This window comes from Ktedonosporobacter rubrisoli, from assembly GCF_004208415.1.
Lineage (GTDB): Bacteria > Chloroflexota > Ktedonobacteria > Ktedonobacterales > Ktedonobacteraceae > Ktedonosporobacter > Ktedonosporobacter rubrisoli.
In genome coordinates this window covers 7,635,191-7,652,591 of record NZ_CP035758.1, presented here as the reverse complement: position 1 = coordinate 7,652,591, position 17,401 = coordinate 7,635,191, and the positions used below count along the sequence as shown (strand labels likewise).

13 protein-coding genes are annotated in these 17,401 nt (G+C 52.7%); 3 read left to right on the top strand and 10 right to left on the bottom strand.

Annotated elements, in window-relative coordinates:
- Positions 1-3 precede the first annotated feature (3 nt).
- The 7 genes from EPA93_RS33255 to EPA93_RS33225 form a co-directional block, all read right to left on the bottom strand.
- The gene (locus EPA93_RS33255) at positions 4-1,740 is read right to left on the bottom strand and encodes a protein phosphatase 2C domain-containing protein (protein WP_129891643.1); all 1,737 of its coding nucleotides are present in this window, start codon (positions 1,738-1,740) and stop codon (positions 4-6) included.
- Between the two features lie 26 nt (positions 1,741-1,766).
- Entirely contained in the window at positions 1,767-2,654 is an 888-nt protein-coding gene (locus EPA93_RS33250) for a vWA domain-containing protein (RefSeq protein WP_129891642.1), read from the bottom strand.
- An 89-nt stretch (positions 2,655-2,743) separates the two neighbouring features.
- Complete coding sequence (locus EPA93_RS33245) at positions 2,744-3,214, bottom strand: hypothetical protein (protein ID WP_129891641.1); 471 nt, start codon at positions 3,212-3,214, stop codon at positions 2,744-2,746.
- Positions 3,215-3,419: 205 nt separating this feature from the next.
- Positions 3,420-4,064, bottom strand: coding sequence for an HlyD family secretion protein (locus EPA93_RS33240; RefSeq protein ID WP_129891640.1), 645 nt, complete (start codon positions 4,062-4,064; stop codon positions 3,420-3,422).
- A 368-nt stretch (positions 4,065-4,432) separates the two neighbouring features.
- Positions 4,433-4,897: a MarR family winged helix-turn-helix transcriptional regulator gene (locus EPA93_RS33235; RefSeq protein WP_129891639.1), complete on the bottom strand. Its 465-nt coding sequence runs from the start codon at positions 4,895-4,897 to the stop codon at positions 4,433-4,435.
- Positions 4,898-5,193: 296 nt separating this feature from the next.
- Positions 5,194-6,333, bottom strand: a complete 1,140-nt coding sequence (locus EPA93_RS33230; protein WP_165423563.1) for an amidohydrolase family protein — start codon at positions 6,331-6,333, stop codon at positions 5,194-5,196.
- Between the two features lie 181 nt (positions 6,334-6,514).
- A complete protein-coding gene (locus EPA93_RS33225; protein WP_129891637.1) occupies positions 6,515-8,029 on the bottom strand; it encodes an APC family permease in 1,515 nt (504 codons plus the stop codon).
- Positions 8,030-8,756: 727 nt separating this feature from the next.
- Between EPA93_RS33225 and EPA93_RS33220 the strand changes: the two genes are divergently transcribed.
- Positions 8,757-10,256 (top strand): APC family permease, encoded by a 1,500-nt coding sequence (locus tag EPA93_RS33220; protein WP_165423562.1) that lies wholly within the window; start codon positions 8,757-8,759, stop codon positions 10,254-10,256.
- Between the two features lie 149 nt (positions 10,257-10,405).
- A complete protein-coding gene (locus EPA93_RS33215; protein WP_129891635.1) occupies positions 10,406-11,767 on the top strand; it encodes a glutamine synthetase family protein in 1,362 nt (453 codons plus the stop codon).
- 73 nt (positions 11,768-11,840) lie between these two features.
- Here EPA93_RS33215 and EPA93_RS33210 read toward each other — a convergent pair whose 3' ends face one another.
- The 3 genes from EPA93_RS33210 to EPA93_RS33200 all read right to left on the bottom strand — a co-directional run bounded on the left by EPA93_RS33210 (position 11,841) and on the right by EPA93_RS33200 (position 15,455).
- Complete coding sequence (locus EPA93_RS33210) at positions 11,841-13,124, bottom strand: MFS transporter (protein ID WP_129891634.1); 1,284 nt, start codon at positions 13,122-13,124, stop codon at positions 11,841-11,843.
- The gene (locus tag EPA93_RS33205; RefSeq protein WP_129891633.1) at positions 13,121-14,320 is read right to left on the bottom strand and encodes an RNA polymerase sigma factor; all 1,200 of its coding nucleotides are present in this window, start codon (positions 14,318-14,320) and stop codon (positions 13,121-13,123) included. The genes EPA93_RS33210 and EPA93_RS33205 overlap by 4 nt, the downstream gene beginning before the upstream one ends.
- Positions 14,321-14,690: 370 nt before the next feature.
- Positions 14,691-15,455 (bottom strand): DeoR/GlpR family DNA-binding transcription regulator, encoded by a 765-nt coding sequence (locus EPA93_RS33200; protein WP_129891632.1) that lies wholly within the window; start codon positions 15,453-15,455, stop codon positions 14,691-14,693.
- A gap of 650 nt (positions 15,456-16,105) precedes the next feature.
- Between EPA93_RS33200 and EPA93_RS33195 the strand changes: the two genes are divergently transcribed.
- Positions 16,106-17,389 carry an ABC transporter substrate-binding protein gene (locus EPA93_RS33195; protein WP_129891631.1) on the top strand — a complete coding sequence of 428 codons (1,284 nt, stop codon included), beginning with the start codon at positions 16,106-16,108 and terminating at the stop codon, positions 17,387-17,389.
- Positions 17,390-17,401 lie beyond the last annotated feature (12 nt).

The following is a 17,401-nucleotide window of genomic DNA, read 5'->3' as shown; positions in this document are numbered from 1 at the left end:
AGCTCATCCCTTCCACCAGGTTAGCGTTGATAGCCAGGGAGAGGCTTCGGCCAGTTCCTGGCGCAGTCGAGCCCTGGCCTCCACTTGCTCCTGAAGCCATTCCTGCCAGAGCATCTCGCGCTGCCAGAGCAGATATTCCTCAAAGATCTGACGGCGGATAAAGATGCCCAGGATAGCTTCTACGGCTGCATCATTAAGATCGTGCTGTGCAAGCAGGGCAGGATAGTCGATGCTGCGGTCATGCCGAAAGGCCTTGAACGCTCCCTGCAAGGTCGTCGCATAGAGAGAAGGCGCAAGCGCCCCTTCCTGCGTGGCCAGCTTAAGGCCTTCCTTGATCAGAATATCGTTAAGCTGATCTTCCAGGACTTCCGCAGCCAGTTGCTCTTGTTCCGGCTGCTTAAAGGTCCAGTGCAGCAAGTAAGCCTGTTTCACGGCGCATAGCTGCTGGAAGCGCTGCTCGCTTAGCGCAAGGTCCGCAAGTCCTGGGGACTGCGCCACGGGCTGAGGTCCCGTGCTGCTATGCTTCGCCGGCTCGTGTGCTTCGGGGAGCGGCGCTTGTAGGGGAAGCTCATGCTCCTTAGTCGGTTGGCTGGCTTCAGCGGAAGCGACTTTCAGCGAGACGCCCAGCCGCATCAGCGTCTGGCGCACATTTACCGCGCAGGGCTCATCAGCCAGCAAATGTGCATATTTCTGCCAGGTAGGGCGCAGGCGAAGAGCGGCATCAGGATTATTCACCTCGTTACGCAGAGCCTGCAGCATCTCGCGCAAGGCATCGGCGACGGCACGCGCCCGCTCCAGGCGTACCTCAGAAAAGCTAAGGCCCTCCTGCGTTAAATCTGCACCATCGCCAAAGATGATCGCCATGAGTTCGCTGTTTTGAGCCTGCATGGCCTGTTCGAAAGCCTGCTTGCGCGCCTGGCGAATAGTCGACCGATGCCCAGAAGTCGCGCCAAGGGGTACGCCCTCAGTCCCTTCAGCGCCTAACTTGAGCACCAGCGCCGTGCAGTCATCGTCAATCATCTCGTGCTGCTGCCGACAGGCGAGAATAAAAGCCGGCCAGGACGCGGCAGTCTGCGCCGCGACCTCCGCAAAGGCCTCCACCTGCTGCGCATACCGTCCATTGGCCGCGCTCACAATCCAGCGCGCCACCGCATCAGTTGCCATGATGAGCGTATCGCCTGGCTGCAGCTCGACCTGCTGGGAGGTGCAGCGCTGAAAATAGCGATTAAAGAGGCTCAGCTTTGAAGGCAAGCAGATAGGAGCCAGATCAAAATCGGCAGACTGCGCAACAGGAAAAGCCATAAGCTGCTCCGTAGCGCCCTTACGGATAAAGACGCAGCTATCGCCAAAGGCCAGCAAAGTTGCCCGGGCCGATGAGGCTGCAACATGCGTAACGCACAGGGTAGCCAGCGTAGAATAGCTGCCCTGGCTCTGCACTTTCTGGGCGGCATTCCAGGGCAGATCATCTACAGTGGGCAAGCTTTGCTGATAGAGCTCCTGCGCCTGACGTAGCCACCACTCGACCTCAAAGGGATCGGTCCCCAACAGCGGCGTAGCCAGAAAGTGCTCAACCAGTAACCTGGCCCAGATATGCGAAAATAAAGTAGTGCCTACTCCATCCGCCACAGCAAACAAGCCTGTAGACGGATCAGCGCCCAGAGCATCCTCACAGGTCTGCTCATCGTGCTCCGATTTCCAATACTGTAGCCTGCTCACTTGAGCAGTAATAGGTGCAAGCATAAGCAATTGCACTTTCTATGCTAGCGCTACCTGCTAGGGTCCAGGGGCTGAGTGCCGGGGACGCTGGCAAAGACAAACATCTGCCGAACAGAGGCCGCATCACCATTAAAGATCAAGCCGCGCGCACCTGGCATCACAGGCCGACCCAGCAAAGACTGTAACAGGTTTCGGCTGGTCTCCGGAATCACGCTTGACATCTCAAACAGCATACGGGCATATTTATCGTTGGGAAGCTCAGCAATGCTGGCTGGATAGGCAATTGGCGCGCTATTGATATCGGTAATATGCACATTGAAAAGGAGAGCATGGCCATCGGCAGTCGTGATCTCACAGATCTCGCGGCCCGGCCCGGTTGGATCGCCATCACTGGCCACGCCATCGGTAACATTGATCACCACAGGCGGATAATTATCGGGATGAGCACTGGCCCACTGCTGCGCCAGGTCCCGTGCCTGTTGGAGCGCGCTGCGCATAGGCGTTCCGCCGCCGGCCCTGGGCTTAACCCAGACCGGGAAAGGCACTGAGATCTCAACCTCCTGGCCCGTATCATCTATCTCTTTGCGTTTCCGTCTCTCGATATCGAGAGGATTCATCTGCAATTCGGGCAAACCGACAAAGTTCCTGCCCTCCAGTTCTCCAGCCAGCACAGGACAGACACTGATACCCTCATAGCCAATCACGGTTACCTCGGCGCGCGGCCTGACTTCCGTCGTACCATCCTTCTGAGCCACAGTATTTGTCACAATGAGCTCATTGAGAAACCCGTTTAGCACGGTTGCTACCATATCACACTTGCGCCTGCCGGCTCCCGCCTGCGCAGCACCAAAGGGATCAGCCATAGAACCTGACTGGTCCAACAGAAAGATAAGGCAACCAGGATGAGAGCCCCCCCAAACCTGCGTGTATGTATCCATCTATCTATCCTTAAAAAGTAAGGACGGTCAGGGCAAAGCTGCCCCTGACCGTGTGCGCCTGGTTCGAACTTCGCTTATGCGCGAGGAGATCAAACCAAAGGAACGCTTGATGTTTCTTCACGACCGCTCTGCTCAACAATCATCTGTTCGAGATGGGTTGTCATACCTGTCAGCACCGAGATGCGCTGCTCAATCTCCTCGGCTTGCTGATGCAGATTGCGCAGCTCGCTCGAAAGCTCGCGCAACTGACCGCGTAAGCGCACAGCCGATAAATAATCAGGCTGCGAGATGCTTCCATTGCTGGCAGGCAGCGAGTGGCTCAGGGTATTGCTCGCCAACGACTGGCTGGGATGAGTCAGGGGCTGCGACTGGCTGGGATAGCTCGTTTGCTGTATCGGCATCGTTGTTGTTCTGGGCTCGCCAGGAGCGGCAAGCGCGGGTGCTGTAGAGCTGGGTAGCTCAGCGGCAGGAGTATTCTTCTCACTCATCAAGACAAGAACCAGGCCGATAACCGCAAGGATTGCCACGGCGGCCAGTCCTCCAATAATGAGCATGTTCATGCTGTGTCCCTCTTCTTAGTAAAACAAGGTATACTGCCTTGCATACAGATTATCACTACACTTTACAGCCGGCTTGCACGGCAGCATGCTGTCCGGGCTTACGCCCGGTTTGCCTGGTGCAACCAGCATTCGTTCTTCTACGAAGACGCCAGGACGCGAGAGCTCGCTTCTTGACCGCTCTCGCCATCCTGAAAGTTGTGAACGCTTAATGAATGTGGATAGTGACCTCCGCACTCAAGCCCGGAACGATATTCTTGCCTGTATTACCATCCAGCGAGATGACGACAGGAACGCGCTGGCCAACCTTGGTGAAGTTGCCGCTGGCATTATCCTGGGTGGGCATCAGCGAGAACGAGCCAGCCGTGGCCTGAACCACGCGCTGCACATGACCGGTATAGGTGGTATCGCTGAAGGCATCGATATGGATATCTACATCCTGACCAATTTTGACGTTATCTAACTGTCCCTCGTCAACATAGGCAGTAATATTTAAGCTATTGAGATTTGTCTCCTGCACCAGCGACACTCCAGGAGCAACCGTCTGGCCGGGGACTGCCGCAACCTGGAGGATCGTACCATCAATTGGGCTGGTCAGCCTGACGGCGTTTCCATTGTTGGGCGGTGTGACCGTGCCGATCACCTGTCCGGCGGTAACGCGGTCGCCTTGCTTCACATTAAGGGCTGAGAGCTGACCGGCAGATGTCGCACTTACCGACACAATACTGCCTGTTACCTGGGCATCATCAGTGCTATAGTACAAATAGTTGTTATAGAGATAGTAAGCGACGCCCCCGGCAATGGCCAGCACCGCGACAATAATTAGCAACGGAACTAAAATCATGCGACGCATAGCATGCTTGTCCTTTCAAACATTAAGGAATGATAGAGTTAAGCAATAAAATTTTTGGACAGTGCCACAATGCACGGAGCTCCCCATTGAGGCTCCCCAGCCTGTTGGGAATAGATTTAATAGTTCTGCCCTCCTTACATCCGTGCATTGGCAGTACATCTTTTTAGCATTCCCTTTACACATGACCCCCTGTTATATCAGTGAAAGGATTACGCATACAAATGTACCAATACTCAAACTGCGCGGGGTTTGAGCTCAAGCCTAAAAAAGGAGCTCAAAACGGTCTCCCCTACGCCCTTATAGGTCAGCACGCTCTCTCTGTGACCGGGAACGGAACGAATATGAAGTCTGAACGCCTCTATACTGGCTTAGCCGACTCTCATATGCTTGGCATTGCCGTGTTCGCTCACAACACTGGCAAAAGCATTGAGACCCTGGCAAAGCGCCTCAAGGTCGTCATCGTTCATCTCACGAAGGTACCCCCGCATTCGGTTGGGATCGCCCCTGAACTGTTCCAGCAAGTCCTGTCCAGTCTCCGTCAAATGGGCGACTATTCTCCGTCGATCAGCGGCGTCTTCAGCTCGTTGCGCATAGCCAGCCCTCACCAGGCGGTCAACCAGGTGGCCAGCCGTTGATTGGCCTATGCTCAGCTTGTTGGCAACCTGACCAATGGTCATCGGCCCCCCTTCAGCAAGAATAAACAGCGTTCTGAGCTGCGCCATTGAAAGATCGATCTGCATGAGATGTGGTAACTTGCTCTCTTGCATTGTCTTAAAAATTGTATGGACCAGGGACAATACCTCGCACTCGCGTTCTTCACGTTCTTTGTGCATAGGGTACCTCCTTTCTTCACCCACTCTGACTATAACATATTACTACGAAGTCGTCAATATATTTGAAGATATGATTTAGTTAGACAAGATCCTTTAGTCTGATTCGCTCGTATATTTGAGCATACTGCTTTAATTGGATGGTATCGCTTAATTGGGCTGGCTAATATATTCGAAGACATGCTGACAAGCTTTGAAGCAAAACGAGGTAGCAGCTGAGATAAAATGTCGAAAGGCGGGGATGAGCATGCTAGCGGGGCAAGGTCTGGACCGGACCCCGCCCGCGCACATTCACTAGATTAAGGGAGAAGAGCGTAGAGCTCGGCGGCTGTATCGTGCAAAACAAGTCTGGCCAGATGATAAGCCTGCTGCTCATCGAGCTCATCAGCCTCAATCATCTCCTGAAGCACCTGAGCAAGCACACTGCGTCCACGCACAGCCCCCAGCCAGTACATCTCTGGCATATAGATACCATCGGTGCTATACACCAGCTTGCTAGCCGGGGCAATGCTTAGAGCCTGGCGCGTAAAGGCCAGCATCTCCAGCTTGTCGATAAAGGGAATCGTATAGGAAAGGTCAAAGTACACGTGGGGATAGATGGCTGCCAGGTAGGCCCCGAGCTGGCTATAGGGATAGCTCTCATGTAGGAGAACCACCGGCATGCTCTGATAGTCGCTGCGTTCGAGGACATCCCGCAGCTGCAGGGGATTGCCAAGGCGCATATCGGTATCGCTATCGCCGTAGCCGGTATGGAACTGAATAGGCAGTTGCTGCTCGGCCGCCGCTTGAAAGACTACATGTAGCAAATAGTCGTTGAGCGGCTTATGGGCCAGGCGCAGGCTACCTTCACTGACCGCCTGCGGGCGCAGCTTGGCAAAAACAGCCGCCGCCTCATCTTTGCTCCACTCGGCAATATTCAAGCCTGTGCGATAGGCGGCAATACTCTTGAGGCCACGGTAGCCATCCTCGCGCGCCCGCTTGATGTGCTGCGCCAAGCGCTCAATTACCTCATCGAAATTCTCGTACTGCAAAATGAGCTGCTGCATTAGAATCTCGACGCGCAAAATGCTCACAGTACGGCACCCGGCTGCCTGCGCCGTGTACTCTGCTGTATAGGATATCTCGGGCGGCGGATAGCCCAGATCGAGCACCAAAGCATCGATATTGGCAGCTTTAACCAGGCGCGCCAACAGCTCATCGCCGCTCTGACTGTCACGCGCGGCCAGCACAGCATCCTCTGTATTCTCGCAACCATAGAACTGTGCCAGCTGACGAATGGTCCAGAGATAATACACACTATTATGGAGATGCTTCTCGGCCAGGCTGCCATCTTTGGCTTCCGTCCAGCGCTGACGAAATTGGGGCCCACTCATATGCTGTTCCAGTAAGATTGGATGACAATGATTGTCAACAACAGAGATAGCGGTCAGATCGAGCATACAAACACCTTCCCTGTAAAAGAATAAAAGTTGACGAAAATATATAGTAGAGCTATGGGAAGTACTAACTTCTCCTGGCTCTATGGTGAAGCATACCCCAAAACACAAGCCCCTGTCTTCCCACATAGGAACAAACAGAGGCTTGTGCTCACCCGTTTAGAAGGAAGTTGTCTATGCACAATTAATGAGTAACGCTGGCAATGATATCCTCGTCGCTGCTCTGGCTACGGATCGACCGCTGGCCAATAAAGTAAGTAGCAACCCCGATGAGCAGCGAAACAAGGGCAATGGCCGTAATCCAGATGATCCAGCCGGTATTATCAATAAGTGGCACCCAGGGCGCAGTAAAGGTTGCATAAAAGCCAACCAGACTGGCAACCAGGCCCAGCACCGAACACAGATAGAAAACCCAGATGGGAGCCTGCTGGATGCGCGAGAAGACTGTGTAATATTTGTGGCGAATCACGACAACATCGATAAAGAGTAGCATCATCGAAAGCGTCCAGATGATATTCGTGCCGGCCAGAATAATATAGTACATCAGCGTGGCCAGGTCTCCACTATTTTTGGCAAATAGCGGACCCACAAAAAAGATAGCCACGACGAAAAGTCCGGCAATGGCAGTTTGCAATACCACAGCTACCCAGGGCACTTTATTGGCATTTACTTTGCTCACCACAGCGGGCAAGCGCCGATCCAGGCCCGAGATAAAGAGCAGGCGCCCAAAGGAGAAGTTGAAGACGCTGGCATTGAAAATAAAGACGCCAATGATGATAAGATCGAAAACGATGGCCAGGACCTTTCCAGCCGGACCAAAGCCGATCTGTACGGCTTCTGCGAGCGCAGTTGTATTCACCTGATCCTTGACGGGTACCGCCATCATCACGCCAAAGGTCGCAATAAGGTAAGCAGCCATCACGACCACCGAGCCCCACAAGAGATAGCGGGTAATCGAGCGCTCGTGCTGGATCTCAACGCCCATATTCAGCGGCACTTCAATGCCCAGCAAGGCCAGGATCACAAAGCCAAAGGTAGTAAAGTTGCCAGATGAGCCGAAAGTGGGTTGCCAGCCATCAGCGACATTGGCACTGTGTCCGCTCAACAGCCAGATGAGGCCCGCGATGCCGATGAGCAGAATACCGCCGCCGTAGGCGACAAAAACTGTACTGACGATATTTTGTGTGAGGCGGAAGCGAATCAGCGAGAGCGCTAATGAAATGGCCAGGACGCCTAGAATGATCAAGCCTTGCTGCCAGGGGTCAGCCAGCCAGTTAGCGTTTAGCAAGCTGCCCAGATGCTGGATGAAGGTTACCACGACAACGCCCGGCACAATGATCGAAAGAATACCAGGCCACCAGGCGCAAAAGCCGGCGAAAAAACCCATAAATGGGCCCAGCGCTTTGTGCGTCCACAAATAAATAGAGCCCTCGCCAGGAAACATCTTGCCAAGTTGGCCCGTCACAATCGCACCAGGAATAAGAAACATGAGGAAGCCAAGCCCCCAATACAGGTAGCCAACCATGCCAGCATGGGCAATACCCGGCGCGTTGGTAATAAAGAGCACTATGGCTACATAAATCGCCACCATATCGAAGGTGTTAAGCACCTTGGGAAGAATACCCTTAGCAATGCGCTCTGACGGAAGTACATCGTTCGTAGAGGCAATGGGTTCGTCGGCCTGGGTCGTTGTTTCCATAAATACGACTCTCTCTCTACAATACTTGCAGCCATACAAACATATGCCGCCTATCGATGCTTAAAATAGCGGCTCTTTCCCTCAAACAATAAGTTCTGCATCCTCCTACTAGTGATCTGTCAAGGTTTCCGTGATGAGTATAACCAGCGGGCTTGTCAAGAGCAGCGCCCCATTCTCCCTTTCCCTCCACTGCAGGCGGCGCACTCCTCTCACCACGTCTGACAAAGCACTAGTTGCATAGTAAGCTCTGATCTACTAATGCATCTAGGGTAATATTAGCAAGAGCATCTTTGATTTCTTCTCTCTCATAAAACATAACTCTATATTACCGAACGGATGCTTTCCACTTGCCATAGCATAACACACAGCTATATGTTATACAAGCTATATATATTATGCCTTGCATTAAAAAAATGTTTAGATTTTAGAATTACCCTGCAATTTTTTAAGAAGCAAGGTTCCTTTAATTCGATAAGCTAATTAATATGTTTAACAAAGTTAGTAGACTGCTCTCCGGCGGCGCGATTAATTACTTTTTTTAGGAAGTTTGGGCCTTTGATTGTATCTTAGCGAAATATTAATGTTATCTATGCTATAATTGCAAGCCAGTTAATTAAAAATATTTAGTATGACTGATGTGAGGTTGCTAGATAAGCATAATATACGAGTATGCTTTGCTCTACCAGCACAAGCCATAGAGAGCATTGCAGAGAGAGGAAAGCTTAACATGATCGATAAGCCTGTTGATAGGCCCAGAAAAAGCAGGACGCGTATTTCTGTGCCACTTTTATCTGAAGAATATGCAGCAAAAGCATTGCCTCGTATTTTCGGTACACAGGACATGGTTGCGATAATGATCCTGGCAATCTTCTGGATCTCTAACTCGGCGACAGCAGCTGGCGTAGGGGCAACGGCTTATGTCTACTGGCTTATCGGTGGTATCACATTTTTTATTCCCTGCGTTATCGCTACAGCACAACTGGGGAGCATGTTTCCGCAAGAGGGCTCCCTTTACAACTGGACGTATCAGGCCCTTGGCCCCTATTGGAGCTTCTTTGCAGGCTTGTGCTGGTGGTTTCCAGTGCCGGTTATTCTAGTAAGCGGAGCTGACACCATGGTAGCCTATATCCAGGGGCTTAATCCAAGCTGGCTGGTTGAACCCTGGCAACAAGGCCTGGCCGTCATTATTATCATCGCCATTACAGCCCTGATCGCCCTGCAGCGCATACATATCGTCCGCAACCTCTTAAATGTCGGAGCCGGGTTTATCCTCCTCGCCACGTTGCTGCTAGCCATCGCAGGTATCAAGTGGCTCCTCAGCGGGCATGCCCTGGCCACCAGCTTTACGCATCTTAGCGATTGGAGCATCAATCAAACTAATGTTGGCCAGTTCAGCTTGGTTGTGCTAGCCTACCTGGGAAGCTGTGTTCCATTAAATATGGGCGGCGAGATCGCCGGCGAAGGGCATATGAAACTGCGTATCATCACGCGTCATCTGCTCTGGGGCACACTACTAATTTTTGTAGGCTACGTTATCGCTACTTTCGCGTTATTAGCCATTGAGGGACCATCAAATGTTGGCACAGTCTTTGCCTTAATTGCAGCTGTCGATACCTCGCTTGGCAAGCTCTACGGAAATATTACGGCCATCTGCATCATGGGCTTCTTTGTCATTGCCCTGATTATGTATAATGTTTCCTTTGCCCGCCTGCTCTTTGTCGGCGCTATTGATCAACGTATACCTTCAAGTGTTGGACGCTTAAACAGGCAACGCGTTCCGGCCAACGCGATTCTCTTTCAGACAGGACTTGCCCTGGTTTTTGCCGCAATACTGTTTCTGGTTGGTCCCTATATTTTCAGCTTCGACAAAGCTATTAACCTGGCAGGAGACTTTTACAATGTCGCGCTAGCATTGGTTTCCATCGTCTGGGCTTTATGCACAATCTTTTTCTATGTCAGCTTGCTACGCTTGTACTTCAGTGACAGGCAAAAGTTTCGTCAATCGCTCCTCTTCCCGATGCCTATCATCTGGCTAATTTGCCTTATTGGTCCCCTTGGCTGCGTAGCCACAATTGTGGATGCTCTCTTCTTCTCGTGGACTGTAACGATTGCTAATTCGCTTTGGACTATCATCGTGGGTAGTCTGCTAGCCTTCTGCTTCTTGCTTGTAGCTATCGGCAGTATGCTCGCTACCAGCGAGGCAGCATGGCAGAAGCTGAGCAGGTAGGACAGATAAGGCATTTGCTGGAGGTAGGATACGCCAAAAGTACAATTCGATTGTCTTAAGGCCAGGCGATAGCTATACTTTTATTGTCTGAAAAATATATTCTCCCTGTTTCAATTCTCAAACAGTAGAATAGGAGATGGTGGCACTTTATGAACGCTCAAGATGTTTTGCGCCTGGTGCGCGCAGAAAAGCTTCGGCTGATACGTTTCCAATATTGCGATAATGGTGGCCTGATGCGCTGCAAAACCACTCATGCCAGTAAGCTAGCGACCCGTATTTATGAGGGGATTGGCCAATCGCTTGCGCTTGGCGCCTGGACGGGAGCCGATACGCTGGCCAGCGTGGAAGGAATGGGAGCGGTTGGCGAATTTCGGCTTGTGCCCGATCCCGACTCTTTTGCGATCCTACCTTATGTTCCCAATACAGGCAGCCTGATCTGCAATCTGATCGATGTGAACGGCCAGCCATGGGGAGCTGATCCGCGCGGCTTTCTCAGGCGTATGATCGCCCGCCTGGCCGATAAAGGGATGCGTTTTGAAGCTGCGGCCGAACACGAATTTTATTTTGCCCGCGAGGAAATGGGCAAATATGTTCCGGCAGATCGCAGCCTGTGTTATAGCACAATCGGCCTTGACGAACAGGCTCTGGTGATGGATGCGGTCCTGGAGGCACTAGAATCCCAGGGCATTTCTATCGAGCAATTTCATACGGAGCTGGGTCCCTCCCAGCAAGAACTCTCGATCCATCACGCTGATGCCTTGCGCGCCGCCGATAATATTTGCCTGGTGCGCGAAACAATTCGTGGCGTTGCGCGCACATTTAATCTACTAGCAACCTTTGCGCCTAAGCCCTTCCTTGACCAGGCCGGCAGCGGTGCCCATATCCACTTTAGCCTCTGGGGCACGGCCGAGAGCGAGTATCCCAATAAGAATCTCTTCTATGCTAGCGAGGAGCGCGGGCATCTAAGCCAGACCGGGCGTTACTTCATCGGCGGCGTGCTGCGCCATATTCGCGCTCTGCTGGCCCTTACCTGCGGCAGCGTTAACTCTTACAGCCGCCTGCAACCGCACTACTGGAGCTCGGCCTATGGAGCCTGGGGCTTTGACAACCGCGAGGCCGCCATCCGCGTGCCCTCAACCTTCTGGGGACGTGAGACCGATCTGGTTAATCTCGAAATCAAAAGCGCCGACCATAGCGGCAATCCTTATCTCGCTATAGGTGGCTTAATTGCTGCCGGCCTTGATGGCATTGAGAACAAGATCGAGCCAAACGAGCCGCAGGACGTTGATCCTGGCAATCTCACTGACGCTGAGCGCGAGCGCCTGGGCATCCAGCGCTTGCCCACTTCGCTTGATGAGTCTCTTGACGAACTGGAGCGCGATCACGTGCTTATAGAGGCGCTTGGACCCATGCTTTCCACGGCTTATCTGGCCGTGAAGCGCGATGAGTGCAACTTCTTCAAGGACAAAACGCCCGAGGAGGTAGCTATCCAGCATTTCTATAAGTTCTGATTAACGCTCAAAGGATTTCTGTCCAGGCCAGCCGAATATATTGAACGCTGGCAGGCGGCGAGCTTCCATTTAGCTAGCTCGCCGCCGGCGAAGATGGTTTGTCGATTCCCTTTAGCGCTGGATTTATCAGCAGGGAGAGCGTGGAGGCCAGGTAGATGGTCCCCATCACAATCAAGGTCATCTGCAAGCCGAGCCACTGCACCAGGTAGCCACTCACAAAGGTACCCAGGGGAATGCCGATCATCACGCCTGCGTAGAGCGTCCCAAAGACCCGTGCACGCATCTCAGGGGCCACACGTTCCTGCAATACAGTATCAAGCAAAGGGTTGATCGAGCCAACGGCCAGGCCGGCAATAATGTTCCAGCCAATCAGGATGGGCAGAATGGGTACAAGCATTACCCAGAAGCGCAGCGCTCCACCGATCGTAAATGTCCAGCCCAGGGTCAGGCGTCGCGGCAACCTATGCCCAATCGCCGCAAAGATTAAGGTGCCGACAAAGGCAGCTCCGCCAAAGGCCGCCACCAGCAAGCCCAGAGGTAGCGCGCTATGAAAGAACGACTGCACATAAGCTGGCATCACCACCGAACCCAGCGCCCCGTCCAGCAAATTAGTAATCATGATCGTGATAACGAGTGAGGCAAGCAGCGCATCATGACGGATAAAGCTTAAGCCTTCGCGCAACCTGGCCACATAGCCGCGCTTTTCCTTAGCTTCCTCTTTTTGCAGCACGGGGGGGATGTGCGGTACAGCCAGACCGATCAGCAGGGCTGAGCAGGCAAAGGAAATGGCATCGAACCAGAGTAGGTTACTGGCCCCGATAAAGGCAATCAAGAGGCCGGCCAGCGGCGCTCCAATAAAGCCAGACACGCGATTAACGCCATCGGAAAGCGAATTGGCAAGTTCCAGGCGCACAGCGGAGCGCGTGGCCAGCTCGGGCACCATCGATGAGCGCGCGGTAACCCCTGGCGATTTGAGCAGGCCGCCAATAAAGACGAGAATGAGCAGTTGCCAGAAGGCCAGGCCAACCGTATGATATAACAAAGGAACAAGAGCAACCGTAATGCCGCTCAGAATATCGCCGATGACGCTTGTGCGCTTATAGCCAAGATGATCGATCAGCACGCTGCCAAACAAGGCCGAGAGCGCGGTTGGCAGCGTTGAGAAGAAGGCAGTAATGCCAGTTTGCGTCACGCTGCCTGTCGTCTGCAGTACAAACCAGGGAACGGCCAGTAAGGTCAGAGCATCTCCAATATAAGAAATGGCGCTCCCGGCAAAGAAGGCATACAGCGGCAGCCTTGGCTGGGGCGCCGCTGCTTCTTGCACAAGCTCTACATTCTGCTCCTGTATCTCGTTCATCGGCTACCTCGCTCGATACGCAGTGTTTTATAGGTAGTATAATCGGTGACAACCGTGAGCAATTCATTTGCAGTTACGCTCTCAAAGCGCACGACGAGGGCCCGGCGCCCCTCCGTCTCGACCTCTTGTGTGGGCAGCGTGCGGATGCGCTGATGCTCACGATAGAATTGGCGAGCTGCGGGTAGCGACATGGTAAGTCCTTCCAGCGAGGTTGTACAGGCCATCTGGCAGACCGGGCAAGCAGTATTGACCACGCAGTTGTGACCCTCCCAGCGACATTTGAGATTATATGGATATCTCAGCATCCACTCGGGCAGTTCATCAATATGGCAGATCGTCACAGGCTGAACAGTTCCACAATCTTCGCATTCAACCGAGCCCTTATCCAGGGCCGTATAATAATAGCGATGGCACCAGGTCCCATGACGTGCATAGAGCGGTTTATAGCTTTTAATGCCTTTTAGCGCGGAAATTTGATTTGTACTGACCGCCTCATCGGCCCCCGGACTGCACTGCGGGCACTTCAGTAGCAGCTCTCCTTGCTCAGGATCGCGGATGCCCAGCAAACGATTATTCCCGCAGGCGGGACACCAGAGCGGCGTTACTTCCCAGGCCAGACCCGCGGCAGACACAGCATAAGGCTCTATCTCCTGCTGCATCTCGGTAGTCAAGACGCGCCGCAATGCCAGCTTTCCCCGGTGCAGGCGCATGGCCAGCGCGTTAGCATTAAGGCCCAACTGAGATGCGATCTCCGCGAGCGGGGACTCATCGACATAGCGCTTCACCAACACCAGGCGTGTCTCCTCAGGAAGCAACGATAAAGCTCGATCCAACAGACTCACAAGTTCTTTGCGCTCAAGCTCAACCTCGATATCCACGTCATCGGCAAGCTTACTTTCCAGCTCAGTTTGCTCCGCATCCTGGGGCTCGGGTAGCCAGACGAGGCGCGCCATATCTTTCCCACGTTTGCGCAGCCAGCGCAAACATACATTGCGCGCAATCCCATTGAGCCACTGGGTACGGCGACCTGGATCGCGCAGAGCATCGGCATGCCGCCAGGCCTCCAATAACGTCTCCTGGACAAGATCCTCGGCGACATCTTTATTACCAACCACGCTAGCGCAGAGCTGCAACAAGCGCGACCTTTCTTCTGCTGATATAAAGTGACCTGTCTCCTCGACAATACGTGTCTCCATACCTCTTTCCCTTCCTGCGAATAACGATACCTACCTCTATGTCGCAGCGAGTTGGCTCAATATAACGCAAAAATTCTGGCAAGTCTCACAAAAATTAACTTATGTCAGTATCCTACCTTGCGCTCAGTATAATTACCAAGCAAATTTATATGCTTAGAGCATGGATCAGAGGCAAGCTATGCTTAAAGCATAATTCTGGAGGTGCAGCAGGGCATTACTTTTATGTTCGCGCCACATAAAAGAGGTTTGGAAGCTCTAGCTTGCTTTGGGGAAAGTTTTTTGCCGAAATGACGCAAGGCCAAGTAGCCGAGCTAGTTGCCTTGTTTAGTGCTATGGTAAAGGCGAAGGCAGAAACGAAGCTACAAGCTCTTTAAGCTTGAATTACCTCAATGCCCAATTTTTGTATCTGCCTGACAGTATCTGCCGAGACCTGATCATCAGTCACAATCTTATGGATGGCAGTAATGGGCGCTACAATCCCGGTCGCCGCCTTGCCGAACTTGGTATGGTCCGCAACAAGAATCACCTCATGGGCAAATTGCATCACCACGCGATCAGTCATGGTTTCCAGCAGATTAGCATTCGTCAGGCCCTCTTTTACGCTCACGGCGCGCATAGACATGATCACCTTATCGGCGCGCAGTTCCTTCAGCGTCTGCTCGACAATATGCCCGATCATCGAGAACTCGGAATGGCGCACAACGCCACCAGTGACGATAAGGGTAATATTCTCGTGGCCGGCAAGCTCGGTAGCGATATTTAGCGCATTAGTGATCACCGTCAGACCCTGGCGCTCCACCAGGTTACGCGCGACTTCCAGCGTAGTCGTGCCCGAACCCAGAAAGACAGTCTCGCCATCCTCAATCAGGCTAGCTGCCACCTGCCCGATGCGGCGCTTCTCCTCAGCACATTCGGTAAGGCGATGAATGATCGGGGGCTCGGGCGTAGCCTGCATGAGGGCAACCGCGCCACCATGCGCCCGGCGCAGGCGGCCCATGGCCTCCAGCTTTTGTAAATCGCGGCGAATCGTCGGCTCGCTGACCCCCAGATATTCGCTTAGCTCTGCTACACGGACATGCTGGCGCTCTTTCACAATGTGCTCAATCTGTTGTAGGCGTTCGGTAGAGAACAACATAGACCCTCGCTCTGCAAGCTCTCGAAATAGATGTGAAATTGACCATTTCTGCTTAATGGCCCTGAGGCCGCCCTGTTCTCCCGCCTCACGCTTCCTGGAGAGCTCTTGCCGGGCGCACTTATTAAAAGGGCAAGAGTGGGAGGAAATCCGCAGATTATGGGTTAAGGGCACAGCCAACGAAACTATCCAGGCAAACGATCAAATATGATCACAAAATGATCAACATCTTGATTATAGACTGCTTCATCCCGGCTGTCAAGAAGATCTGCAGGCCTATATTTAGCCTTAGCAAGGCCAGCTACGAGCAGAAAAAACTCTGCTATTTCTCGCATTGGGAAGTTCTCTACCCACGAAGGCAGACAGGTAAAAGTAAACCATGCTCACCTCCTTTCTAAGAGTGGGAAGAGCGAGATGATCAAATTTCGCGCAAATCCCCTTGACATAAGGGCTAAAAAATGGTAAATTTCGAAAAAGTTTTATTTCGGGATTGATCAATGGTGATCATTTATGACAACTCAGGCAAAAAAGTTTTCCACATCTCAATCTGGAGCGCCCAGATGGACCAGCATCGTTAATTCTCCACGCCCTTGGCTAAACTGGTTTAGCCAAAGTTTGGTATTTATATAATTTCAAGGGTAGAGGGTAAATCCATGAAGAAAAGTCTTATTTCCCTGAGTAGCGTCTTACTGCTGCTCATCATGGTGCTATCGGCCTGTGGAGGAGATAACTCACCAACGCAATCTTCCTCCTCTTCTAATCAGCCGGTAACACTCAGGTATGGGCTCTGGGACAAGAACCAGGTTCCGGCGATGCAAAAGATCATCGACGCGTTCAAGAAGACCCATCCTAACATCAGCGTAAACATTGAAGTCACTCCTTACGTCCAGTACTGGACCAAGCTTGAAACTGCGGCTACGGGAGGCAGCGCCCCAGACGTATTCTGGATGAATGGTCCCAACTTTATCAAGTACGCCTCAAACCAGATCATCGCGCCCCTGGATGAGCAAATCAGCGCCGACAAAGTGAGCCTTGATAACTATCCTTCCTCACTGATGCAGCTCTACAGCTATGGCGGCAAGCATTACGCCTTGCCCAAGGATTTCGACACCATCGGCCTCTGGTATAACAAAGCGCTCTTTGATGCCGCAGGCGTAAAGTATCCCGATGACAGTTGGACCTGGGATACCCTGCGTGAGGCCTCCAAGAAGCTGACCAATCCGTCAAAGGGCGTATGGGGCATTGTGGCTGACATGAACGATCAGCAAAACTTCTACAACACTATTCCCCAGGCCGGCGGCTATGTGATCTCGCCAGATCATAAGAAGTCTGGTTTCGATTCGCCCGAATCGATAAGCGGCATCCAGCTGTGGGTTGACATGATCAAGGACAAATCATCCCCCACGCTGGCCCAGATTACCGACACTACTGCACTCTCCCTGTTTGAGTCCAGCAAGGTCGCGATGTACTATGGTGGCTCCTGGAGCACCATCGAATTCGCCCAGAACCAGGCCATTAAAGATAAGGTTGATGTCGCTCCATTGCCGCAGGGCAAGAAGCGCGCCACGGTTATTCACGGCCTGGGCAACGTCATCTCGGCCAACACCAAGTATCCTAAAGAGGCCTGGGAATTTGTCAAGTTCCTGGGTTCTAAAGAGGCTGCCACGATTCAGGCCGATACCGGTACGGTTATCCCCGCCTATAATGGCACGCAGGAGAGCTGGGTCAAGGCCTATCCCAAATTTAATGCCAAGACCTTCATTGACGAACTTGCTTACTCTGTACCTTATCCCGTCTCCAAGAACACCTCTGCCTGGGTAGATGTGCAGAACAAAGTCTTGACCAAGGTCTGGTCGGGACAGTTGAGCGCAGAGGACGGCTGCAAACAGATCGCGCAGCAGATGAATCAGCTTCTGACTGCAGAACAGCAAAGTTAGCCGCTTATCGAT

What these genes read in the sequence shown, in the direction of transcription:
- EPA93_RS33255 (WP_129891643.1), bottom strand. Translation starts at nt 1,740, where the DNA reads ATGCTTGCACCTATTACTGCTCAAGTGAGCAGGCTACAGTATTGGAAA.
- EPA93_RS33250 (WP_129891642.1), bottom strand. Translation starts at nt 2,654, where the DNA reads ATGGATACATACACGCAGGTTTGGGGGGGCTCTCATCCTGGTTGCCTT.
- EPA93_RS33245 (WP_129891641.1), bottom strand. Translation starts at nt 3,214, where the DNA reads ATGAACATGCTCATTATTGGAGGACTGGCCGCCGTGGCAATCCTTGCG.
- EPA93_RS33240 (WP_129891640.1), bottom strand. Translation starts at nt 4,064, where the DNA reads ATGCGTCGCATGATTTTAGTTCCGTTGCTAATTATTGTCGCGGTGCTG.
- EPA93_RS33235 (WP_129891639.1), bottom strand. Translation starts at nt 4,897, where the DNA reads ATGCACAAAGAACGTGAAGAACGCGAGTGCGAGGTATTGTCCCTGGTC.
- EPA93_RS33230 (WP_165423563.1), bottom strand. Translation starts at nt 6,333, where the DNA reads ATGCTCGATCTGACCGCTATCTCTGTTGTTGACAATCATTGTCATCCA.
- EPA93_RS33225 (WP_129891637.1), bottom strand. Translation starts at nt 8,029, where the DNA reads ATGGAAACAACGACCCAGGCCGACGAACCCATTGCCTCTACGAACGAT.
- EPA93_RS33220 (WP_165423562.1), top strand. Translation starts at nt 8,757, where the DNA reads ATGATCGATAAGCCTGTTGATAGGCCCAGAAAAAGCAGGACGCGTATT.
- EPA93_RS33215 (WP_129891635.1), top strand. Translation starts at nt 10,406, where the DNA reads ATGAACGCTCAAGATGTTTTGCGCCTGGTGCGCGCAGAAAAGCTTCGG.
- EPA93_RS33210 (WP_129891634.1), bottom strand. Translation starts at nt 13,124, where the DNA reads ATGAACGAGATACAGGAGCAGAATGTAGAGCTTGTGCAAGAAGCAGCG.
- EPA93_RS33205 (WP_129891633.1), bottom strand. Translation starts at nt 14,320, where the DNA reads ATGGAGACACGTATTGTCGAGGAGACAGGTCACTTTATATCAGCAGAA.
- EPA93_RS33200 (WP_129891632.1), bottom strand. Translation starts at nt 15,455, where the DNA reads ATGTTGTTCTCTACCGAACGCCTACAACAGATTGAGCACATTGTGAAA.
- EPA93_RS33195 (WP_129891631.1), top strand. Translation starts at nt 16,106, where the DNA reads ATGAAGAAAAGTCTTATTTCCCTGAGTAGCGTCTTACTGCTGCTCATC.